Raw genomic sequence first — 22,789 nt, 5'->3', positions numbered from 1 at the left:
CCTGTCTAACCGTCCGCTGGATAGCAGCGAAGCGTGGAGGTTAGCGCCCTGAAAAACGGTTCACCAGTTCATGAAAGCCGACACGTGTTGAGGGAAATTTCCTAGGACGTGAAATGTAGGAAGCGAAAGCCGCCCGCTAAACACGTCCGAGCGGTTTTCACTGCTCCGAGACTTTATCCTCGCGCAAGACCCATCCCGCTTCCCCCGCCATCAGCTTGTATTCAATCTGCCGCATCTTTCCCGTCCGGCCTGCGTTGGCATCCGCGCTGTCATACACCGGAAACCGCTGCACCAGCTTGTTTTCCACCACTGAAAACGCATCCTCACCCTGATAACCCTCGGCCGTCTTCGGGTTGTCGCTGACGGCTGGCAGGTAGATTTCGCTCAGGGATTTTTTGTGGTTGGCCGAGTAGGCGATCAACTCGCCCGGCAGGCCGCGACCGGGGGAGCGGGTAGAGACGTAGATTTCCGGTGAGCCATCGTTATTGAGGTCGGCGACTTCGGCGCGGACGATGTTGCCGGTGAGCGGACGGATGATCGCCGAGTTATCGATTTCCAGCCCTTTGGGCTCAATGCGCAGAGCGGGTTTGCCATCAACCTGATCGGCTTGCACATGAAAGTCGATGCCCTGCAGCGTAAGGTTCTGCTCGAAGGGCTGGCTGTTGTCCACAGTGTCGGCGCTGGAAAGGATCAAGGTGATGTCGTAGTTGGCCACTTCACTGCGCCGTGCTGCATTGCGCATGAGATAGACCTGCACCGTGTACTCGCCATCGGCGGGTATCGAGCCGAGGAAGCGATTACCCATGATCGAGCCGTTGAACAGCGCGTAATCAGCACCTTTGGCGGTGATGTTGAAGTAGGCCGAGGTGTTGGAGGGTTTGAAGTCCACCGTCAGCATCTGCCCGGCCTTGGCGTCGAGCTTGTACTCCGCGGTCTTATAGCCCTTGATCGACTGTTTGAACTGCACGCTGCCATAGCCGCTTTTGTAGACGACCTGCTGGATTCTCGGCGGGACGTCGGTAGTGGCTGCGTGAGCAGAGAGTGAAACGAGGGTTGCCAGTGCGGCGCCGAGCCAGATGTTCATGAGCGTCCTGCGGATAGTTGTCTGATTGCCCGAAGCATAGATCCGAGGCGGCGCAGGCGTCCAATCAATGATGTTGGCAGAGTCGCACACTCAGTCGTTCACATAACGCTCACGCGGGCAAAGCTATGCTGTTCATGCACGAGCATTGGATCTGGCAGGGCGACTCCACAATGAAATTGAATGTTCTTTATGCGTTGGCGGCTGCGGCATTGTTCGGTGCCAGCACGCCACTCGCCAAACTTCTGGGCGTGCAGACCAATCCTGTTCTGTTGGCCGGGCTGCTCTACCTGGGAAGCGGTCTGGGGCTGGCCGTTGTTCGTGTTGTTCGCGATCAGGGTTGGCGACGGTCAGGGTTTGCGGCAAAAGAGTGGCCGTGGCTGATCGGTGCCATCGTCTTTGGCGGTGTACTGGCGCCGACCGCCTTGATGTTCGGTCTGACGCGAACGACGGGGGCAACGGCCTCGTTGATGCTTAATCTGGAATCGGTGCTGACGGCGGTGCTGGCGTGGGTGGTGTTCAAGGAAAACGCCGATCGCCGAATTGTGATCGGCATGATCGCGATTGTATTGGGCGGTGTGGTGCTGGCGTGGCCGCAAGACACCGCGACGGCTCATGACTGGACAGGGCCGTTGGCGGTGGCTTTCGCCTGCCTGTGTTGGGCGATCGACAACAACCTGACCCGTAAAGTCTCGGCCTCGGACGCGCTGTTTATCGCCGGCAGCAAGGGGTTGGCGGCCGGTGTGGTCAATTGCGCCCTCGCATGGGGTATCGGTACGCAACTGCCAGCGCCGGGCCCGTTGGTCTCAATCATGCTGGTGGGATTACTCGGCTACGGCGTCAGCCTGGTGCTGTTCGTTCTCGCCCTTCGCGGGCTCGGTAGCGCTCGCACCGGGGCTTACTTTTCCACAGCGCCTTTTCTGGGCGCGGTGATCTCGATCATGGTGCTGGGGGAATCGGTATCCCTGATGTTCCTGCTCGCTGCTGCGCTGATGGCCTTCGGTGTGTGGATTCACCTGATGGAGAACCATGCCCACGAGCATCAACATGAACCGCTTGAGCACGACCATCGTCATGCACATGACGAACATCATCAGCACGACCATCGTCATGCACATGACGAACATCATCAGCACGAGCATGACTTTGCGTGGGACGGTAGGACAGGGTGAAGAACATCAGGACCAACAAGGTGAGCAGCACGCGTGCGGTACTTCCGCCAAGCGCGCCGAAGCGCACACTGCCGGTGGCCCAACCCCGGTAAGCCGTCCACGTCACCCACGCGCACCAAAGCAAAGCCAGAACCAGAACTAGTGATAGCCAGAGCGTCGAGCTGCTCTGCGGTGCGAAGCCGGAGGCGTTTTGGAAGGCAGCGGTCTGAGCGTCAGTCATGCTCATGGCGACGGCTCCACGGGCAGGGCGTCGAGGCAGTAATCGCCGACCAATTCAGTGGGATCGCAGGGTTGAGCGCGGGAAGGGGACAGGTAACCCTGCACACCGTGACGGATGCGTTGGATGTCCTGAGACAGGCGGGGATAGTCGAAGCGATAGCGATCGTCGGGTTCAGTAGTGCTGGCTGCCTCAGCTTGCATTGCAACGCGTTCGACAATGTCGAGTTGCCGCTGGACTAGACTGAGCTGATCCTGCTCATGGGCAGATGCGGCATAGCTGCTGTAGGCCAATGCTATTGGAAGTAGCAACAAACTGCGGATATTTTTAATTGGCATGATGCTGTCCCGTGTGAGTCTGGAGACAGCATCAAGTGAGCAGATTACTCATTCAGTAAAAAATCTGAAGTATGTTCAGTCGCTTTTAGGACGTAGGAGAAAATTCACTCAAGTTAGACAGGTGCTCCACAAAGATTTGCGTAGTTATCGAATGGGGCATCGTTCAGTTGTAGCTAAACTTCGTTCCTACGTTTTTGATCGGCGTGGGAAGAGCAGTAAAGCATGTTCCATGCTGGCAAGCTTGATTTGAGTTTCCTCATACTCATCGGCAGGCCAAGAGCCGTGAACAATCCCGCACCCTGCGAACAAATGACAGTGTTGAGGGGTGATCAGCGCTGAACGCAGGGCTACCAGGAAATCTCCATTGCCCTTTGAGTCCAGCCAACCCACGGGTGCCGCATACCAGCCGCGGTCAAAGCCTTCGTGGCGACGGATGAAGCTCATGGCTGTCGCTCTTGGCAAACCACCGACCGCCGGCGTGGGGTGCAGCGCCTGGATACCATCCAGCAAACGCTTGTCGGGGTTGAGTTGCGCTGCGATCGGCGTGCTCAGGTGCTGCACGGTGGCTAGTTTCAGCAGGCCGGGGCATGACGCGGCCTGGAGGTCGCTGACCTTGCCGTTCAAGGCCTGGGTGATGGTCTGCACCACCAGTTGGTGTTCATATTGTTCCTTGGGATCGGCCAGTAACCGTTCACCGATGGCGTGATCCTCGTCGGCGGTGATGCCACGTCGCGCACTGCCGGCCAGGGCGTGGGTGGTCAGGCGACCCTCCTGGCAACTGAGCAGTCGTTCGGGGGTGGCCCCCATGAAGCAATGCTCGCCACGGTGCAGCGCGAACAGATGGGACGCGTTGCGTCGTGCGTGCAGCCGCTGCATCACTGCACCACTGTCGAGGGCCGCGTCCAGCTGGTACTCGATATGCCGCGCCAACACCACTTTGTTCAAATCGCAGCGCCTAATGGCCTGCAACGCCGTATCGACCTTTGCCTGCCATTGGTGCGAAGGCAGCGCGTTGCGTTCGATGACGTCGGGCGCAGCGGTCGCCGAGGCGGGCGGGTTGAGCAGTTGCTCATAGGCGGCCAGGCTTTCGCGTGCCAGTGTGGCCGGATCGCTGTCGGGTTCGACCACACGCTGGCAACGCAGCCAGCGGCCGTTGGCATCCTCGCTGAGCAACCAATGGGCCAGTTGAAAACTGGCGTCAGCGAAGGCGGCCCAATGTGGCGCGCATGGCCGCTGTTCATCGAAGCGCATGCCGCCCAGCAGCAGTGGTGCCTTGGGTCCGTCGATCACCGCGTCGGCGCACAGGGCGAACCATTGGCGGTCGACGTCGAGCATGCGCCGAGGGCCGCTGGCCTCGATCTGCCAGGCGCAGCCCAGGCCAAACAGTGTCAGGTCTGGCGAGTGCGCGCGCCAGAAGAAACCCTGCCGGTGGGCTTCGTAAAGGGCAAGGGCCTCCAGCGCTGGCGCGGGGTGTGAAGAAACGGCGATGACTGGCCGTTGATACGCCACCGCACGTTGGTGCGCGGTCTGGAACAGCTTGAGCAACGCGTCTACGTTCATATCACCTTGCTCTTTTTCTGCAGCCAGAAGGCGGTCTGCTCTGCGATGTACCAGTGGATGATTTGGTTGAACAATCCCTCAATAAACTCACCGTCCAACCCAGCCTCCTGCGCCCATTGCCGGCGCTGCGGCAACATCGCCGCGACGCGTTCCGGGGCGGCGATGCTGGCCTGGTCGGGCTTGAACGCGGAGGCGGCCTTGACGTACTGCATGCGCAGGCCGAGGGCCTCGATTATCTGCTGGTCGAGGCTGTTGATGGCTTCACGAATGTCCGAAAGGCCAGTGCAGTGTTCCGGGGTTTTCATACCGAGTCTCCCTGTAGGTAGGCAGTGCGTTGCAACAGGTGATGGATCACCGGTCGCGGCTGATGCTTGAGGTAAAAGTGGTCGCCGTCGAACAGGCGGATATCCGGGGTGTGGTCGCTGAGGTCGGCCCAGGCACGGGCCTGCTCAAGGCTGACTTCGGCGTCATCGCGGGCCAGCAGCACGTCGAGTGGCGCCGACAAGCGGGTAAGCTGCTGTGGGCGCCAGGTTTCGATGGCCTGGTAGTCGCTGCGCAGGGTTGGCAGGAACAACGCACGCAGTTGGGGATTGGCCCACAGGCCGGCGGCGTCGGCGTCCTGGCGCAGGATATCGGCGATCAGCGCGGCGTCGTCCTGGCGGTGCAGGTCACTGTCTGGTTGCCGGTGTGGAGGCGCGTGACCCGAGACGAACACATGGGCGGCGCCAGAGCCCGCCGCTTGCAGGCGCACTCCCACGGCGTAGGCGAGGGCGGCGCCCATGCTGTGACCGAACAGCAGCAAGGGCCGGGCGGGCAACTTTTGCAGTGCTGCGGCAATGTGTTCGGCGAGCCTGTCCAGGCAGGGGATATGCGTTTCGTTGAAACGCTCTTCACGTCCCGGAGATTGCACGGCCAGCAGGTCGATATCCCCCGGCAGGTGCGCCAGCCACGGACGGAAAAAACTCGCGCTGCCCCCGGCATGGGCCAGGCATACCAGGCGTGCCCGTGCCTGGTGGCTTTCTCGCAGCACACGCAGCCACGGTGATGCCGCGCCGCTCATAGCGCCAACACCTGTTCCGCCAAGGCCTTGCGGTTGACCTTGCCCAGGCGCGTCAATGGGAATTCGCGCAGCACCTGCAAACGATCCGGCAACTTGTAGGCGGCCAGCCCACGTTCGCGCAGCCAGGCGTTGATCGAGGCCAGGTCGAGTCGCTCGCCGTGGGCCAGCACACAGGCGCAACTGCGCTCCCCGAGCAACTCGTCGGCCAGCGCCACCAGCGCCACATCGCGAATCAACGGATGGCCGAGCAGCAGGTTCTCGATCTCTTCCACGGGGATTTTCTCGCCCCCGCGATTGATCACATCCTTGCTGCGACCCTCGACAATCAAATGCCCTTCAGGCAGGCGCCGCACCAGGTCGCCGCTGCGGTAAAAACCGTCGGCGGTAAACGCGCGCTGGTTCTGCTCGGCGGCGTTGTAATAGCCGCGAATGGTGTAGGGGCCACGCACCAGCAATTCACCGACGGCACCAGGGGCGACCGGTTGGTCATCGGCGTCGACGATGCGGATCTCGTCGTCGGCGGTCAGCGGCAGCCCCTGGGTGTCGAACACCCGCGCCTGCGGATCATCCAATGGCGTGAAGCACAGCAAACCCTCGGCCATGCCGTACACCTGTTGCAGGCCGCAGCCCAAGACCGGACGGATGCGTGCGGCGATCTCGGCCTTGAGCCGGGCGCCGCCGACCTGCAGGCATTGCAGGCTGCTTAGGTCGCTATCGGACCATTGCGCGACTTCCAGCCACAGCAACACCAGCGGTGGGATCAGGGCGGTGTGGGTGATGTGTTCGCGTTCGATCAGCTCAAAGGCGGTGTCCGGGCTCGGTTCCGGGGCCAGCACCAGGGTGGCGCCGACACTGAACACGCCCAAAGCACCGGGAGAGGCGAGGGGGAAGTTGTGCGCCACCGGCAGTGCGGCGAGGTATCGGGTATCGGCATCGAACCCACACGCCTGGGCGGCCAGGCGCGCATTGCACGCGTAGTCGTCATGGGTGCGCGGGATCAGTTTGGGCAGGCCAGTGGTGCCGCCGGACAACAGCAGCACCGCCACCTCCCGCGAATCCGGCTGCGGCCATTCACGCGGGCTGGCCACGCACTGCGCCAGCGGCACGAATTCCTCGGCGGCACCGACCACCCATACCTGTTGCAGGCTCGGCACTTGCTCGCGCAGCGTGCGCGCCAACGGGCGATAGTCGAAGCCCAGGTGCTGATCAACCATCACGTAGGCCACTGCCTGGCTGAGGTGCGCCAGGTGCGCCAGTTCATGTTCGCGGTGGGCCGGTAGCGCAAACACCGGGATCACGCCCAGGCGCAGCAGGGCGAAGGTCAGGCTGAAGAACTCGGCGATATTCGGCAACTGCACCAGCACCCGCTGGCCCGCCACCAGCCCGCGCTCGGCCAGGCCGGCGGCCAGGCGGTCGGCCTGCTGGTCGAGCTCGGCGTAGCTCCAGCGCCGCGAGCCGTCTACCAGCGCCTCCTTGTTTGGCGTGCGCCGGGCCTGCTCGCGCAGCAGTTCGCCCAAGGGCGCGCCGCGCCAGTAGCCTTGCTCGCGGTAGCGGCGGATAAAGTCGTCGGGCCAGTCAGTGCATCCATCAAGCATGGCAATCTCCTTGGGCAGTCGGGCAGCCCAGCAACTGGGCACCGTGCAGATTCAGCGGGTGCGCAAGGCCGGTGACTTGCACCGCCTGTACGCCAGTGTGCGTGGCCGGTTGCAGGCGCAACAGCGGGTCATCGCCGGTCAGCAGGTCGAGGGCGGTTCTGTCGTCGGGGTGTACGCCCAAGTGAATCGCGGCCAACCCGGTAGCGCCATTGGGGTGGACCCTGTGCGCCGGGTGCTGGGACGGTGAGTAGGGCGTGACCAGGAAGGGCAAGCGATCATGGCGCGGGTACACGAAACGAAAGCGCGTCTGGCTGCCATCGGCGCAGGTGCGCCGCCAGTTCACCGTACGTCCCATGCTGACGCCGCAAGCCGCCAGGCCCTTGAGGCGTGGCGCCAGGGCCGGGTCTTCGCACAGCAGGGCCAGGTCGCAGAAACCTTCGCCCTGCGCGGCCCAACGCAACATGCGTCGCCCGGCCCCCCGGCCGGCCAGGCAGTCGATGGGCCACTTGAACAGCCAGGCATGACGCGGCGTGGTCAACAGTTCGATGATCGGCCCTTGGCTGAACCAGATGTGCGCGTGTTGCGCGCTGGCTTCGGCGGTGGCGTAAGTGACCTCGAAGCCGGCGGCGCGAAAATTCGCCACGGCCTGGTGCAAGTCACGCACCCACAGCAGCACATGGCTGCAGGCGGAAGAGGGTTGAGCAGTGTTCAAAACGGCAGGGCTCCCAGCAGTTGGGCGGTGTCGTCACCGCAAGGGGGTCGCACGGCGTCGGCACACGCGTGGAGTTCGGCCAGTGGCAGCGCACGCGGCACCGGTGGCTCGATCAGTTCAGGCATGCCGATCAGGCCGTTCATTTCGCGCCAGGCCATGGACACCTCGGTCGCCCACACACCGCTGCGCAGGCGGCGTGCGGGGTCGTCGATATCGCGGCACAGTTCACCCAGCGCAAGGCTGACCGCGTCGGGCCAGAGCTGGTTGAACACCTGGTGGTAGCTCGCGGGGAGCTGCGGGTCGAGCACCACCATCGTCGGCCCGGCAAGGCGTTCGCTGCCGGTGCCGGCCATGATCAGGCGGTCGGTGTTGTCCCGTGGGGCATGCAGGCGCGGGTTCCACAGCACCGGGCCATGGGTGTCGCCCAGGCTCAGCACGCCGGCTTCGCAGCCCACTTCGAGGCGATGCAACAGGAAGGAGTGGTTGTCCGGGTCCTGGGGGTGCACCTGGTTCTGGATGCGCAGGCTGATTGGCACCCCGTTGAAGCTCGCGTTGAGCCGCGTGAAAGGCTGCGTTCCGACCCCGGCGGCCGGCGCTGCGAACACCCAGGGCCGCAAGCCACCGGCCAGGCGCCCGAGAATGTCCAGCAGCGGGTAGGCCACCTGGCTGTTGCAGGCCGCGTCTATGTACGCCAGCCCTTGCTGTTCGCGCAGATACTCGGCCACGGCGAGAAAACGCCGGATCGCAAGGATGTTCGGGTACAGCGTGTTCACCGCGTAGGCTGCCTGGCCTTGACGAGCGGCCTGCATGCACGCCGCGATTTCGCGGTGGTGCACCGGGTGTTCCTGCAGCACGTGGATGCCGCGTCGCAGCAACTGCTGGGCCAGCTCGCTGCCGGCGCCGCCTGTGGCGCCGGAGCGCACTACCACGCAGGCAATGTCGACGTCATCCGGCACTTGCTCCACCGCCTCGTACAACGGTACGCCATAGTGCGCGGCGCAGGCGCGCGAGTAGGCATTGCCGCGTGACAGGATGCCCACCAGTTCATAGTCGGCCTGGGCGCGTGCCAGGGCTTGCAGGTAGATACGGCCAAACGCAGTGCCGGCGACGATCACGCGTTTGCGTGCAATGGGGCGGTTCATGACCAGGTCACCGGCAGGCAGTGGGCGCCGCGAAAGAACGTCGAGGTTTTCCATTGCACGTCGCCACAGCGCTGCAGGCTGGGCAGGCGCACCACCAGGGCGTGCAGCGCCTCCTGCAATTCGACCCGCGCCAGGGCTGAGCCGATGCAGTGATGCAGGCCGTGGCCAAAGCCGAAATGGCCGCTGGCATCCCGTTGCAGGTCCAGCGCCTGTGGGTTTTCAAAGCGGGCCGGGTCATGGTTGGCGGCGCCGATCGAGGCGAGCACCGCGTCGCCCTGGCGCACCAGGGTTTCACCGACCTGAATGTCTTCCAGCGCGTAGTGCACAAACATCGCCGCCGAGGCCAGCGGGATGTAGCGCAGCAGCTCTTCGACCGCCTGCGGTATCTGCTCGGGATCGGCCTTGAGCTGTTGCCACTGCGCGGGGTTGTCCAACAGCACCTGGATAAAGTTGGGGATCTGCGAGGCACTGCCTTCGTAACCGGCGACCAGGATCGCAATGCACAACAGCAGCAATTGCTCCTCGTTGAGGGACTCGCCTTTTTCGTCGGCCTGGGTCAGGGCAGTCATGAAGTCATCCCGTGGCGCGCGTCGACGTCCGGCCACCAGGTCTTTGATGTACGCGGCCAGCTCGCCCAGGTGAAGTTGGGTCTGATCCGCGTCTTCAGGGCGGGTCGACTGCAGGGAGTCGTTCCACACCTTGAAACGGTCACGGTCCTGCACCGGCACACCCAGCAGCTCGCAGATCAGCGCCAGAGGCAACGGCAAGGCGTAGTCGTTGACCAGATCGGCCGGCGGGCCGGCGGCGAGCATGCGGTCGATCAACTGATGGGCGTAGTCGCGGGCGTGGGGACGCAGGGCTTCGACGCGGCGGCGGGTGAAAGCCTGGGCGGCGCGCGAGCGGATTCGCGTGAGTTGCGGCGGATCCATCATCACGATGCCACCGGCGATGCGTGGGAAGGCACGCGGGCTATCGTCGCGGCGAAACGCTTCGCTGCGGCTGAAGCGCCGGTCACCGAGCACCAGGCGCACATCGTCATAGCGGGTGGCGAGCCAGGCGGGGGCGCCGATGGGCATCTGGATGCGCAACAGCCCCGGTGCCTGTTGGGCATGGCAATAGGGTTGCGCCAGCTTGAGGTCGGTGAAGCGGTTGAACGGGTAGGCCAGCGGGGTCATGGCAAGTCCTTGGCGGTGCTGAGGTCGGGCAAATGGTCGAGCAGCTCAAGCTGCAGTTCGGGGTCTTCCAGATGGGCCGCCAGTGCGGCGCGGCTCAGGCGTTGGGCCGGGACCTGGGCCACGAATATGCGATGGCCCAGGCGCGCCAGCGGGTGTGTGGCGGCGGGCAGGCTGCGGTTGCCGTGGAATCCGGCCCGCGCCAATGCGCTTTGCCACTGCGACAGGTCGAGGAAGGTGGCGCTGCTGAGCTGGCGTTCGTCGCTGGCCTGGTTGAGCATGAAAGCCTGGGAGGCCATCACCCAGAATTCCTCCTGGGTCGGTTCGCTGAACACCAGCCAGCCGCCCGGCTTGAGCAAGGCGAGCAGGGTGGCCAGGGACCGCTCGGTGTCGCGGGCGGCATTCAGCACGCCCCGGCAACGATCAGGTCCCAGCTCTGGCTGGGATAACCCTGGGCCAGGGCCGGGCGGTCGATATCGAACACGCCGTGACGTACCCATGGCCAGTCCTTGAGCCGCTCGGCGGCTTGCTCGCTGAAGTAGCGCGACACGTCGGTGCACAGATAATCCACGCTGGCATTCGCCAAGGCGGGCAACACCGCTTGGGTGGTGGACCCGGTGCCGGCGCCGACTTCCAGCACGCGCAGAAGCACACCGGCCGGCTGGCGTGCGGCCCAGGCGCCGATCCAGTGCGCGACGGCGCGGTGCTGGTATTGCGCTGCGAGGCTCTCGCGGTACAGCGCCGCCGCTCGCTCGGTGCGGCCTTCGGGAAACAACAGGTGCACCGCCGCACACTCACCGCGCATCAACAACGGCAACTGCCGCGCATTCTCCCGCGCGTAGTCGAGGGTGCCGTTGCCGCCGGTATTGCGCGCCCAGTCCACGCTCAACTGCGCCCAAATACCTTCCAGGGCGATATCGCTCCAGGCATTCGCGTCGAGGGTGGGTTGCAACCGATCGGCGACGCGTCGCAACAGGCCTTGGGCTTGCAGGACATCCAGCCAGCGCGCAATCAACGGCCGGTGGCCAGGGGCAATACCCGCCCGTGCCAGGCTGTGGGCCACGTCATTGAGCGGTGCCGGCAGCAACCCACACTGCTCAAGCCCATTGAGCATGGAGAGCAACGCGGCGTGACCCAATCGGTCATTGAGTCGCACCGCCTCCACCAGTTGCGCGGGTTCAAAGGCTTGGTCGAGGGCGGCCTCGGTTGCGGCCAGGTGATCGTCCACCGGCCTGCTCGGGCAAGGATGCGGCACCACGAACAGCGTCTGGCCGTGCAGGGCAACGGCATTGACTTGAGGATGGCCCAAAGCGCGCTCACGCCAGCGTTGATGCGCCAGCTTTACGCTGGCCAAGTCGTGCCATTGCTCCGTGAAACCTTGCACGCGGCAATCGAGTTGCGCCGCCGCACGCTCCGCAAGCTGCCAGTCACCCGTGCGGTGGCTGACGAACAGCACCTGTTGCAGGTGGCTCAAATCACTCAACGCCAGTGCGGGGAAATCCAGCAGGCGCTCCAGCTGTTCGGCGCTCATCATCACCACAGCCGGGCGTTGGCGCTCAAGCAAGGCCAGCAGCCGCGCGGGCGCCAACTGATGAACGCCCAGGTCGGTAAACGCAGGCAGTTGCCAGGGCGCAGTGGGCAGGTCGATCAACAGGGTGTCGACGTTCATCGGGAAACTCCGGTGGCATGGAACAGGCGTTGTCCGGCGGCGGCCAGCGGGTCGGTCGCGGCGGGCCATACGTCGAGCAACTCAAAGCCTGCGACGTACAAGGCCTGGCGCCAGGCGTCGGGTGGCATGAATACCTCATCGATGACCCGCAGCGGCGCGCCGGCTGGGGGTGAGAGCAACAGGTGCATGAAGGTCAGCATCGCCGGGTTGTCGGCGATGGATTCGCTGAACAGCAAGGTGCCGCCGTCGCGCAGGCAGGCGCGGATTCGCGCCAGGCTGCGCGGCAGGTCGCAGGCGTTGTGCAGCACGTTGCCGGCGATCACCAGGTCCTGGCTGCGGGGCGCGATGCCTTGCTCGCTGAAGTCGCGGTCCAGGTCGAGCAGGTCGAATTGCATACCGGGCTCCAGGCGCAATTCGCGCCGTGCCACGCCGGTGAACAGTGAGCTGATATCAGTGAAGCGATAAGCTTTTTCACGGTCCTCCAGGGCTGCCAGCACGGCACGCGTGGTACAGCCCGCACCGCCGCCGAGCTCCAGCACCTGCAACACGTCGTCGGCGGCGCGGGTTTCCCGCGCACGGGCCGCGAGCGTCTGGTTGATCGCGGCAGTGAAGTGGTTGTGCTGGTACGCACCGAGTACCGCCACCGGATCCCCGGCGAGCACCAACAACGGCGCCAGGGCGATGCGGTCGCGCAGCAACTCGGGCAGGCACTCGATGACCTGGGCATGGAGTTGCGCCATGCTCGACGGGAAACCCAGCTCGGCATACAACCCTGGCAAATCGCCGAGGGCGGCTTGAGGCGGCGTGCCATTCCAGGCCAACCGCTCGCCGTCTACCTGCACGGCTTCGGTACGCGACAACGCCGCGAACCAGCGCCGCACGATCCAGGCGTGGCGCGGTGCGGTGCCCAGCGCTTGGTTAAGCTGTGCGGCGGTTCGCCAGACCTGCATCGGTAAGGCCTGGGTACGCAGGAGCACGTCGGCCATGACACCCAGGCTCAGTTGTTCCAGTGCGTTAAGGGCGGTATTCATAGGCAACCTTCTTCGGCGTGTTGCAGGTGTGCGAGTGGGTGGTCCAGCAGGGTCAGTGCGCGGATCGCCTGAGTGCGTTGCAGGCGCTCAAGGCTGGCGGCGGGCGGCAACGCGTAAGCGGCGTCATGGCAGCCTGGGCGGATTTCGCCTTTGAGCACACTCATCACCGTGACTGCCGCCATGGCGCCGGTCAGAGGCGTGTTGCCTGTGCCGCTGACGACCAGGCTGCGGGTGCAGGCTTGGCCGTCGCAGAGGCCATCGAGTTGCAGCAACAACGTGACAAAGGGTGGCTGGCCACTGAGGTCCAACTGGCTGGCGGTGCATAAGCGCTGCACCGCTTCGGCACGCGGCAGGCTGTGCGCCTGGTCGAGGGCCTTGAGTACATGGCCGTCGGTCATCACATTGAACCACTGGCCTGTTTCCAGGCGCAGGTCCCTGGCCAAGCGTTCGCCTTCCCGGTTCAAGTAGGGCAGCACATGCACCGGCCCGGGGAAACACGGCAGCAGCACGTCGCGCCTGCGTCGCAGTGCGCGGCTGCAACGGCCGTTGTGCCAGGCCGCCAAGGGCTCGCTGGAGCCGTCTACCGCCCCTTGCAGGAAGTCATCGGCGGCGACCGCCGTGAAGCGGTCACGCAGGCCAAAATAGCTGCTCAGCCCCTGCACGTGTGTGAACCCCTGCATCGCGAGCCAGCGTGGCAGCAGGCCGGTAAGGCCCGGCTGCAGGCCCGCACCAAGCACCGCGCTGCGCCCGCGCCATAAAACCGGGTCGAGTTGGATATCGCCCGCGGCATCGACGTAATGCGCATCAGCGTTCAAGGCGGCCTGCGCGACACGGTCCGCCACGCGCCAGGAGGGGCCGGCGCAGTTGAGTAGCACGTCGCAGCCACGGGCGAACCTGGTCAGGGCCGGCGTGTCGTTGAAGTCCACGGCCGTCCATTGCAGGCGTGCTTCGGGCCATTGTTGCTGGAGCAGCGCCAGGCAGCGCGCGCCGTTGTGCGCGTCACGCCCGCCCAGGCGCAGGTCCTGCAGGCCCAGGCTTAACAAGGCCTGTGCGCCGGTCAGGCCGACGTCGCCACTGCCGCCCAGCACCCCGATCAGCATGGCTGGGCCTGCACATTCAGGCGCCAGCCACCCGCGCGCTGACGGTCATGCCAGAACCCGGCGTAACGCCCGTTGAGGCTGAGCAGGTGTGCGTGGGTGCCTGATTCCACCAGGCGACCTTCGTCCAGGACCAGAATCTGGTCAGCGGCCATGATGGTCGGCAAACGATGGGCGATCACCAGCACGGTCGAGTGTTGCATCAGGCGTTGAATCGCGGCCTGTACGAAGGCTTCGTTGTGCGGGTCGAGCGCGGCGGTGGCTTCGTCCAGCAGCACGATAGGCGCACGCTTGAGCAAGGCGCGCGCCAGGGACACGCGCTGGCGCTCACCGCCGGACAACGATGCGCCACCTTCGCCCACCGGTGTGTTCCAGCCCTGCGGCAGGCGGGCGACGATGTCATCGACACCGGCCAGCCGTGCCGCTTCGGCGACTTCGCGGGCACTGGCGTCCGGGCTACCGACGCGGATATTCGCTTCCAGGCTGTCGTCGAACAGGTACACGTCCTGCATCACCAGCGACAACTGCGCCATCAGCGCCGCGTTGGACAGCTCGCGCACGTCCACGCCGCCGACCTTGACGCTACCCGCCGTGGTGTCGAAAAAACGCATCAACAGGCGGGTGACGGTGGTCTTGCCCGAGCCCGACGCGCCGACAATCGCGGTCATCGAATGCGCCGGGGCGCTGAAGGTCAGGTCGCGCAACACCGTCGGGCCACTCGGGTAGGCGAAGCTCACGTGTTCGAAGGCCAGGCTGCCGGGTGCTGACAGGGGCAGGCTGACGGCGGGTTCGGGCAACGGTGGCTCACGCAGGATACTCACCAATTGATCCAGGTCGTTGCCGGCCATGCGCAACAGGCCGCTGCGTGCTGCGGCTTCGGCCAATGGCCCCACGAATCGTGCTGCCAGGGCGAGCAGGGCCACCAACTGGATCGCATCGATTTCACCATGAGCCGCCAGTGCAATGCCCACGCCGACCAGTAGCGCAAAGGCCAGCTGCACGGTCAAACCACCAGCGAGCAGCTTGGGAAAGGTCTGCGACAGCATCGAGCCACCCGCCAGCTTTTGCGCCTGATTGGCCGCCTGTAACGGCGCGTAGCCGTCCTGGGTGCGGCCAAACGCGCGCAGCACTTGCTGATTGCGGGCGAACTCCACCACCCGGTTGCCGGCCAGTGTCGCGGCGGCTTCCACTCGCGCATCGTTGCTGCCGATGGCGGCGGCCGACCAGTGATGGGTGAAGTAGATCAGCGGCGCACACAACACAGCCGTCAGGCCCAGGCGCCAGTCGAACACGAACAGCGTCAGCGCCACGGTGGCCGGCACCACCACCCCCGACACCACCGGCCCCAGGTAATGGGCAAACAAACCGGTGACCATCAACGTACCGCTGGTAGCGCTGCGCGAGAGACGCCCGACCTTTTCCGAGTTGAACCAGCCCAACGGCAGGCTGACCAGATGCTGGCCGAGGCGATCATGCAAGGTCGTCAGCACCAGCAAGGCCAGGGCAAAGCCCTTCATGGCCTGCTGGTAGTGGGCGATGCAGGTCAGCACCACCATGGCCGCCAGGCCCGCCAGCCAGGCGGTGGCCGTGGGCAGGTCGCCGGCGAACAACGCGTGCAGGATCGGCACCAACAGCGCCACGGCCAGGCCTTGCAGCACGGCGCTGGTCACCAGCCACGCCAGGTAACGGTAGAGGCGCGGGGCATGGGCCGGGCCCAGTAAGGTCACAAGGCTGCGAATCACAGGGACATCTCCACGGCAGGGGTTTCGGTGCCGGCTCGCCACAGTCGGGCATAGGCGCCATTGGCGTTCAGCAGGTGTTCATGGCGACCGCTTTCCAGCACGCGGCCCTGGTCGAGGACGACGATCTGGTCGACGCCACTGATGCTCGACAGACGATGGGCAATCACCAGCACCGTGCGGCCCCGTGCCAAGGCCGACAGCGCATCCTGGATCAATGCTTCGGACTCGGGATCGGCGTGGGAGGTGGCTTCATCGAGGATCAGCACTGGCGTGTCGGCCAGCAGCGTGCGGGCGATGGACACGCGCTGCGCCTCGCCACCGGAGAAGATCGCATCTTCGCCGATCACCGATTGATAACCCCGGGGCAGGGCCTGGATACGCGTATGGATCTGCGCGGAGCGCGCTGCCGCCTCGACCTTTGCATCGCTGGCATCCGGGCGGCCCAGGCGCAGGTTGTCGGCGACCGTGCCGTGCACCAGTTGGGCGTCCTGCAACACGAAGCCCACGTGTTGATACAACTGGCGCGGGTCGATCTCGCGCACATCGGCGCCGCCCACGCAGATACGGCCGGCGTTGACGTCATGAAAGCGCGGCACCAGCTTGGCCAGGGTCGACTTGCCGGCACCGGATGCGCCGACCAATGCGGTCACGCTGCCGGCCGGGCAGTGCAGGTCGACGCCCTTGAGGATCAGGTGCTCGGCGTCGTAGCCGAACTGCACCTGTTCAAAGCGGATGTCGCTACCCTGGGGTTGGACGCAGGCCTTGGGCGAAGGCAATTGCTCAACGTCCAGCAGCGCTTCGATGCGATCCGCTGCCGCCAGGGCCGTACGCTGGGCCGTGAGGCTCTGGTTGATCACCAGCAGCGACTGCGGAATGACCACCGCCACCAGGGTTTCGGCGAACAGCTCCAGCGGTGTTATCCAACCGTGCGCCAGCAACAGGCTTCCTACCCCCAGGCTCACCAGCAGGATCACTGGCACACTCAAGGCCATCGAGGAAAAGGCTTCCAGGCGCAGCAGCGGCTTGACCCAGCCGGCGTACTGCTCGCTGAACTGGTTGACCGCCTGCTGATAGCTACGGTGCGCCTGGCCGACCTGGCCGAACGCCTTGACCACGGCAATGCCGTGCACGAACTCGACAATTGCCGCGCTGACCCGGGTCATGCTCTTGTCCAGCAACTGCATCTTGGCGCCAAAACCGCGCATCATCAGCGTGTAGGCCACCGCGTAGATGGGCAGTGTCAGCACCGCCAGCAGCGCCAGCCGCCAGTTCAGCGTCGCCAGCCACAGCAGGCCCGCCAACGGCGTGACGATGGCCGCCGTGAGTTCCACCGCGTGGTGGGCGACCAGGTGGTGCAGGTCTTCGAGGTCGTCCTGCACCACCTTGCGCACGGCGCCGGAGGTGGTGTCGGTGTACCAGCCCAACGGCACGCGCCCGAGCTTGCGCACCATGGCTTCGCGCAAACTTGATTGCAGCCGGTGGTCAGCCACATGGGTCAACCACAGCGCCACGCCACTGGCCATCCACCCCACACTCAGGGCGATCACCACCAGCGCGGCCCACAGCCATAGGATCTTGCTGTCGGCGCTGCCGGCCAACAGCAAGCGGCCCAGTTCGGTGAGGCCGATAAAGGGCACCAGGTTGACCAATGCGCCGAGGGCGGCGAACACCACACCAATACGGATGAGGCGATTGACCGGGCGTTTCAGAGTATCCAAGGCAGTGGTCATGAGTTTTTCCGAAGGGCCTCAAGCAGGTGCGCAGTAACGGTGTGGACGTGGGGCGGTTCGATCACGCTGAAGTGATTGCCGGGCACGTCGATCAGCTCGAAGCGGCCCAGGCAGGCGTCTTCCCAGAACGGTGCGGCCAAGTGCCCGACGCCGCCGGTGATGCCGAACGACTGCTGCTCCAGGCAGCGCAGGTAGGTCATGTTGCCGAGGAACGGCGGCGGGTCGAACCGCGCCGCCCGCATGCTATGGCGGCACACTCGAAACAGCGTCGGTACCAGTTCGGGGCCGATCGGCACCCCGGCCTGGCCCGAGGCCAGGCGTGCGTATTCGGCCAGGCGCTCCTGCTGGCTGCGCGCCGATTGCTGTTGGACCGCCAGCGCCAGCGCGTCCAGCCCCGGATCGCCGCTCAACGCCGCCATGGCCCCGGCAGGCACGCAGCGGTTGTCGCGGGCCATCAACAAGTCGATGGCGCGGTACACGTCGTAGTCTTCGATGTGCGCACCGAACACGGTTTTCACCGGGTCCAGGTTCAGGTTGGGCACGAAGATCGCCTCGTAGGCCAGCTCTTCGTCGGTGTCGATGAACATCGGGATGCTGTCGATCAGGCTCAGGTTGACCACTTCCATGCCGCGTTCGAGCAAGCGTCGGGCAACCTCAGTGGCCAGCAGCCCGCCGAGGCAGTAGCCGATCAGCTGGAAACGTTGATGGCCGTCGGCGATCAAGCGTTCGGCGTAGTCCTCGGCCACGCTCTCGATCAGGCGTTTGGGCTCCAGCGCCAGGTACTGTTCGGTGTCAGCCACGGCAAAGCCAATCACCGGACCGGCCTGTTGGTCGGCAAGGGCGCGGCCCAGGTGCTGGAAATAATCCAGGGTGCCGAGGGCGGCGTGGAACATCACCCGGACCGGGCCGACGTCACCCCCGCCAAATGGCACCACCAGCGCGTTGCTGCTGGACGAGCGTTGCGCTTCATCGCTGGCGGCAATCGCGCGCGGCGTGGCTTCGCCCTGATTGAGCAGGCGCGCGAGGGCGGCGACATTCGGCTCGTTGAGCATCTGGCGCAGCAAGGTGTCGTAGCTCAGGCTTTGGGCCTGGGGCAGTTGCTCACGCAGTTGGCCAGCGACGCGGGCGAGGATCAGCGAGTCGGCGCCTTTTTCATAGAAGCTGTCCTCGACGCCGATCTGCGCCAGCCCCAGGGCGTCGGACCATACGCGGCACAACTCGGCGCTGAGCGGATCGCTCGGCGCTTCCTGGCTGCTGGAGGCCTGGGCATCGGCGGCAGGGCGCCAGCCGGCCAAGGTCTTGCGGTCGACCTTGCCGTTGGCGGTCAACGGCAAGCGGTCGAGTACCTGCAGGTGCGCTGGCAACATGTAGTCCGGCAGGCGTTCGGCCAGGGCGCGGCGCAGGCTGTCGACACTCAGGCGCTGCACGCCGGCCTTGAAGCGCGCGGCGAATACCTGCATGCCGAGGGCGACCAGCGGATGATCGGCCTGGGGCAGGGCAGGCAGGCATTCGCCACCGAAGGCCTTGACCCGCGCCTGCCAGATATCGGCGTCGCGCAGGCTGCTTCGGCCCTGGTCGTGGTCGCCATTGGCCGGTGTCATCATGAAGCCCTGTGTCAGCAGGATCGGCGGCCATTCGCCGGTCGGTTCGCTGAACACCAGCCAGCCGCCAGGGCTGAGCAACCCGGTGATCTGGCCAAGGGCATTGTCGATGTCCTTGACGCTGTTGAGCATGCCCGCACACAGCACGATATCCACGCTGTTGCTGGCCAAACCCTGAGGGCGGATGTCCTGGTCGATGTCCAATACGCCATAGCGTACCCAGGCCTGTTCAGCAAAGCGTTGCTTGGCCGCCGGCAGGAAAAGCGCGGTCATGTCGGTAAACAGGTAGTCGACTTCCAGCCCATCGAGCAAGCCGATGACCGGCGCGCTGGTGGCGCCAGTACCGGCGCCGATTTCGAGGATGCGCAGCGGGCCGTGGCCTTGATAGTGGGTGGCCAGGCGGTTGATCAGCGCCGCGATGCTGTGGTTGTTGTAGCGCGACACGGCATCCCCGCCGTACAGCTGCAAGGCCAAGTCCAGTTGGCCTTGGGGGAACAGCAAATCGAACGGGTTGACCTCGCCCTTGAGCAGTTGCGGCAGTTGCCACACATGGTTGAGCTGGTAGTCGAGCAGCGCCTGGCTGCACAGCCCCGAGGCGACCGCTTGTTCCACCCGGCCCCACGCCAGCGCCGGGTTGGGCGCGGGTTGCGCGAGGCGGTAGTGCGAGTGGGTGTAGTGCAGCAGACCAGCCTCGCACAGCGCGCCCAACCAGCGGCGTACCAGCCAATGGTGACGCGGCTCGGCCTGCAAGGCGTGCAGGATTGTGGCGGCGTCCGGTTCGGCCCGTTCGCCGCTGAACAGTCCGGCCTTGAGCAACACCTCCAGCATCGAACTCAATGCGGCGGCACTCAGGTCAGCCTGGTACTCGCGCACCTGTTGCGCATCGAAACTGCCCACCTGGCTGTCGGCATAACGTTTGACCGCCGTGAGCAACGGCGCGCCTGGCAGCGGCTCGGGTTCGGCGCGTGCGGCGGTGACGAACGCCAACAGGTCGCCACTGACCAGGCTCACCGCAGTGCCCACGCCAGGGGTGGCGAGCAGTGCGGCCTCGATCTCACCGAGTTCCACCCGATGGCCGCGAATTTTCACCTGGCCGTCTTCACGACCCAGGAATTCCAGCTCTCCCCCCGGCAAATAGCGGCCACGGTCACCGGTGCGGTACAGGCGCTGGCCGTCGAGCGGGTGAGCAAAGAAGCGTGCGTCGCTCAATGCCGGATCGCCCAGGTAGCCCTGGGCCAGGCCGACACCGGTGATGTACAGGTCGCCCGGCACCCAGGTCGGCGCATCACGCCAGTGGCTGTCGAGTACCCGAAAGCCCTGGTTGGCCAGCGGCAGGCCGTAGGGAATGCTGCGCCACGCCGGGTCGATGGCGCCGACGGGGTGCAGGTTCGACCAGATAGAGGCTTCGGTGGCGCCGCCCAGGCCTACCAGTTTCAGGTCGGGCAACAACGCCTGGAGTTGCGGTGGCAGGTTAAGCGGGATCCAGTCACCGGACAGCAAGGCCAGGCGCAGGCTGTCCAGTGGGCGGGGTTCGGCGTGCAGGTAGTCGGCGAGCATGTGCAGTTGTGCCGGCACTGAGTTCCACAGCGTGACCTGATGACGCTGTACCAGTTCGGCCCAGTGCGACGGGTCGGCGCCACGGGCCGGGTCGGGCAGCACCAGGGTTGCGCCCACGGCGAGGGGCCCGAACAGGTCGTACACCGACAGGTCGAAACTCAACTGCGCCAGGCCCAGCACGCGGTCATCGGCGTTGACGTCGAAGCGTCGATTGATGTCTTGCACGGTATTGAGCGCGGCGCGATGGCTGATCATCACGCCCTTGGGTTCTCCGGTGGAGCCGGAGGTGTAGATCACGTAGGCGAGGTCATCGGGACTGCCTTCGATCAGCTCGAAATCCGCGCCCGCCGAGGGCAACCGGTCTACGGCGTGCCATTGCAATGTCTCGGGCAACGGCGTGTTCGGCTGCGCCAGGGAATGCCCCAGCACATGCCGCACCTTGGCGCTTAGCAGGACGCGGTCGCGGCGTGCGGCCGGAGCGTTGCTGTCCAGGGGCAGATAGGCCGCGCCGGCGAGCAACACGCCGTAGGCCGCCACCACTTGGTCGAGACCCTTGGGCATCAGGATCGCCACCGGTTCCTGCGCGTCGCACCCGGCCTCACGCAGGGTGGCGGCCACGGCCAGTGCACGTTCGGCAAGGGCCGCGTAGGTCAGGCTGCCACTGGCATCGATCACCGCCAGGGTGTGAGGATGTTCCCAGGCCATGGCCAGCAGGCCGTCGTGCAGGCGACCGGTGGGCAACGGGGCGGCGGTGGCATTCGCCGCCAGGCGTTCACGCTGTTGCCAGGCCGGCAGCGGCACGTGCACCGGATGTTCCCAGGCGGCTGGATCGAGGGCGAGCAACTGCAACTCGGCGACAAAGGCCTGTTGCATGTCGTCCACCAGGCCGTCGGGGAATACGCCTTGGCGCACGTCCCAATGGATGTGCAGGCCGTTGGCGTCATCCATCACTTGGCAATCAAGGGTGACCTGCGGCGTCTGGGTGATGCCGTGGCCAACCCGGCGTTGACTGGCCGGCGGTGCCTCGATCCCCAGGCCGATGGCGCTGGTGAAGACTACCGGCATGGCCGCCGCTTCACGCCCGCGGCGCCGACCGATTTCGCGCATGACCTGGATGCCGGAGTACAACCGGTGCTCCAGGTCGGCAAACAATTGGCTGCCCAACTGGCGTGCCTGGGCGGTGAAGTCCAGCCCTGCGGGATCGTTGACCTGCAACAGGCTGACCGAGGTGAAGTCGCCCACCAGGCGATCCACCTGCGGGTGCAGTGGCAGGCGGTTGAGCAATGTCAGGTTGAGGCTGAAGGCGGGCTGCTGGCTCCAGCGTTGTAACGTGGCTACGTAGGCCGCCAGCACCACGATGGATGGAGTAAGGCCGCGTTCGCTGGCAGCGCTTTTCAGGGCTGCCCATGGCTGCGACTCAAGCTGCGCCGAGTGCCGTTGAAAACGGGGCACGCGGGTGTCTTCGCCGCTCAGGGGCGTCGGCAGTTGTGGGGCGGCGGGCAATGCGTCGATGCGGGCCAGCCAGTAGTCACGGTCACGTTGGTGGCGGCTGCCTTCGAGCAAACTGCGCTCGGCCATTAGATAGTCGCGGAAGGTGATGTCCAGGGCAGGCAAGGCTGCCTGGGGACCCTGCAGCAACAGCTCCAGCTCATTGAACAGCAGCTGCGCGCTGGCCCAGTCGGCAATCAGGGAGTCCATGGAAAAGTGCAGCGTGTCGCCGTTGTCGCTGCGGCTCATACGCAGTTCGAACAGCGGCCAGACCTCGGTGGGGTAGAGCTTCTGCTCCATGGCTTGGCGAATCTGTTGCACCGCGTGCTGGTGCTGCTCGCGGGTGGCACCACGCAAATCGGCGATGGCCAGAGGATAGTGGGCGACGTCGGGCAGCACACGCTGCGAACCTTCGCTGGCGATCACCGCGCGCAGCATGTCGTGGCGGGCGATCAGGCGGTTCCAGGCCTGTTCCACCCGCTGCGGGTCCAGGGTTGGCCAGCCCAGTTCCAGGTAGCCATGGCAGGCGACATTGCCATAGCCGAAGGACGATTGGCGGCCCAGCAGGTAGGCATTCTGCACATCGGTGAGGGGGAAGGGCGTGTGGTGCTGCGCCGGATCGGCCTGCACGAGCGGGCGTTCCTGTGTCTCCAGCAGGTGCAGGATCTGTTGCTTGTGTTCGCGCAGTTGCGCCATGCGTTCGGTGTCGAGCAGGCCCTGGGGCGCGCGGAATTTCAGTTGGCCATCCTGGGGCCAGAGTTCGACGCCCAGGGACTTGAGTTCGCTTAGCAGTTTGGCGGCGGGCATGGGGACAGCTCCTGGAAA

The 22,789-nt window shown here is 65.3% G+C and carries 17 protein-coding genes and 1 pseudogene; 1 reads left to right on the top strand and 17 read right to left on the bottom strand.

What is annotated here, in order from left to right:
• Positions 1-157: 157 nt before the first annotated feature.
• Positions 158-1,084, bottom strand: a complete 927-nt coding sequence (locus ATI02_RS11345) for a hypothetical protein (RefSeq protein ID WP_095190723.1) — start codon at positions 1,082-1,084, stop codon at positions 158-160.
• 170 nt (positions 1,085-1,254) lie between these two features.
• Between ATI02_RS11345 and ATI02_RS11340 the strand changes: the two genes are divergently transcribed.
• The gene (locus ATI02_RS11340) at positions 1,255-2,253 is read left to right on the top strand and encodes a DMT family transporter (protein WP_100848455.1); all 999 of its coding nucleotides are present in this window, start codon (positions 1,255-1,257) and stop codon (positions 2,251-2,253) included.
• On the opposite strand, the pseudogene ATI02_RS11335 reads toward ATI02_RS11340, so the two are convergent.
• From ATI02_RS11335 to ATI02_RS11265, 16 genes and pseudogenes are all read right to left on the bottom strand, one after another.
• A pseudogene (locus tag ATI02_RS11335) lies at positions 2,243-2,479 on the bottom strand (TIGR03758 family integrating conjugative element protein); the annotation flags it as partial. The gene ATI02_RS11340 and the pseudogene ATI02_RS11335 overlap by 11 nt on opposite strands.
• Entirely contained in the window at positions 2,476-2,808 is a 333-nt protein-coding gene (locus tag ATI02_RS11330) for an integrative conjugative element protein, RAQPRD family (RefSeq protein WP_095190722.1), read from the bottom strand. The gene ATI02_RS11330 and the pseudogene ATI02_RS11335, both read right to left, overlap by 4 nt.
• 186 nt (positions 2,809-2,994) lie before the next feature.
• Entirely contained in the window at positions 2,995-4,368 is a 1,374-nt protein-coding gene (locus ATI02_RS11325) for an isochorismate synthase (protein ID WP_095190721.1), read from the bottom strand.
• Positions 4,365-4,673: an isochorismate lyase gene (locus tag ATI02_RS11320; RefSeq protein WP_095190720.1), complete on the bottom strand. Its 309-nt coding sequence runs from the start codon at positions 4,671-4,673 to the stop codon at positions 4,365-4,367. The genes ATI02_RS11325 and ATI02_RS11320 overlap by 4 nt, the downstream gene beginning before the upstream one ends.
• Entirely contained in the window at positions 4,670-5,428 is a 759-nt protein-coding gene (locus ATI02_RS11315; protein WP_095190719.1) for a thioesterase II family protein, read from the bottom strand. Before ATI02_RS11315 ends, ATI02_RS11320 begins: the two co-directional genes overlap by 4 nt.
• Positions 5,425-7,023 carry a (2,3-dihydroxybenzoyl)adenylate synthase gene (locus ATI02_RS11310; protein ID WP_100846300.1) on the bottom strand — a complete coding sequence of 533 codons (1,599 nt, stop codon included), beginning with the start codon at positions 7,021-7,023 and terminating at the stop codon, positions 5,425-5,427. Before ATI02_RS11310 ends, ATI02_RS11315 begins: the two co-directional genes overlap by 4 nt.
• Positions 7,016-7,735, bottom strand: coding sequence for a VOC family protein (locus ATI02_RS11305; RefSeq protein ID WP_100846299.1), 720 nt, complete (start codon positions 7,733-7,735; stop codon positions 7,016-7,018). Before ATI02_RS11305 ends, ATI02_RS11310 begins: the two co-directional genes overlap by 8 nt.
• Positions 7,732-8,877: a Gfo/Idh/MocA family oxidoreductase gene (locus tag ATI02_RS11300; protein WP_095190716.1), complete on the bottom strand. Its 1,146-nt coding sequence runs from the start codon at positions 8,875-8,877 to the stop codon at positions 7,732-7,734. Before ATI02_RS11300 ends, ATI02_RS11305 begins: the two co-directional genes overlap by 4 nt.
• Positions 8,874-10,052: a cytochrome P450 gene (locus ATI02_RS11295; protein WP_095190715.1), complete on the bottom strand. Its 1,179-nt coding sequence runs from the start codon at positions 10,050-10,052 to the stop codon at positions 8,874-8,876. The genes ATI02_RS11300 and ATI02_RS11295 overlap by 4 nt, the downstream gene beginning before the upstream one ends.
• The gene (locus tag ATI02_RS32650) at positions 10,049-10,459 is read right to left on the bottom strand and encodes a hypothetical protein (RefSeq protein ID WP_238156174.1); all 411 of its coding nucleotides are present in this window, start codon (positions 10,457-10,459) and stop codon (positions 10,049-10,051) included. The genes ATI02_RS11295 and ATI02_RS32650 overlap by 4 nt, the downstream gene beginning before the upstream one ends.
• Positions 10,453-11,718: a class I SAM-dependent methyltransferase gene (locus tag ATI02_RS11290; protein WP_238156175.1), complete on the bottom strand. Its 1,266-nt coding sequence runs from the start codon at positions 11,716-11,718 to the stop codon at positions 10,453-10,455. Before ATI02_RS11290 ends, ATI02_RS32650 begins: the two co-directional genes overlap by 7 nt.
• Entirely contained in the window at positions 11,715-12,749 is a 1,035-nt protein-coding gene (locus ATI02_RS11285; protein WP_095190713.1) for a class I SAM-dependent methyltransferase, read from the bottom strand. Before ATI02_RS11285 ends, ATI02_RS11290 begins: the two co-directional genes overlap by 4 nt.
• Entirely contained in the window at positions 12,746-13,849 is a 1,104-nt protein-coding gene (locus tag ATI02_RS11280; protein ID WP_100846298.1) for a saccharopine dehydrogenase NADP-binding domain-containing protein, read from the bottom strand. The genes ATI02_RS11285 and ATI02_RS11280 overlap by 4 nt, the downstream gene beginning before the upstream one ends.
• Positions 13,843-15,588 carry an ABC transporter ATP-binding protein gene (locus tag ATI02_RS11275; protein WP_100846297.1) on the bottom strand — a complete coding sequence of 582 codons (1,746 nt, stop codon included), beginning with the start codon at positions 15,586-15,588 and terminating at the stop codon, positions 13,843-13,845. Before ATI02_RS11275 ends, ATI02_RS11280 begins: the two co-directional genes overlap by 7 nt.
• The gene (locus ATI02_RS11270; RefSeq protein WP_100846296.1) at positions 15,585-17,318 is read right to left on the bottom strand and encodes an ABC transporter ATP-binding protein; all 1,734 of its coding nucleotides are present in this window, start codon (positions 17,316-17,318) and stop codon (positions 15,585-15,587) included. Before ATI02_RS11270 ends, ATI02_RS11275 begins: the two co-directional genes overlap by 4 nt.
• Positions 17,315-22,771 carry a non-ribosomal peptide synthetase gene (locus ATI02_RS11265; protein WP_100846295.1) on the bottom strand — a complete coding sequence of 1,819 codons (5,457 nt, stop codon included), beginning with the start codon at positions 22,769-22,771 and terminating at the stop codon, positions 17,315-17,317. Before ATI02_RS11265 ends, ATI02_RS11270 begins: the two co-directional genes overlap by 4 nt.
• Positions 22,772-22,789 lie beyond the last annotated feature (18 nt).

It is taken from the genome of Pseudomonas baetica, from assembly GCF_002813455.1.
GTDB classification, from domain to species: domain Bacteria; phylum Pseudomonadota; class Gammaproteobacteria; order Pseudomonadales; family Pseudomonadaceae; genus Aquipseudomonas; species Aquipseudomonas baetica.
The sequence above is the reverse complement of the archived record's forward strand: the minus strand, read 5'-3'. Positions and strand labels throughout refer to the sequence as shown.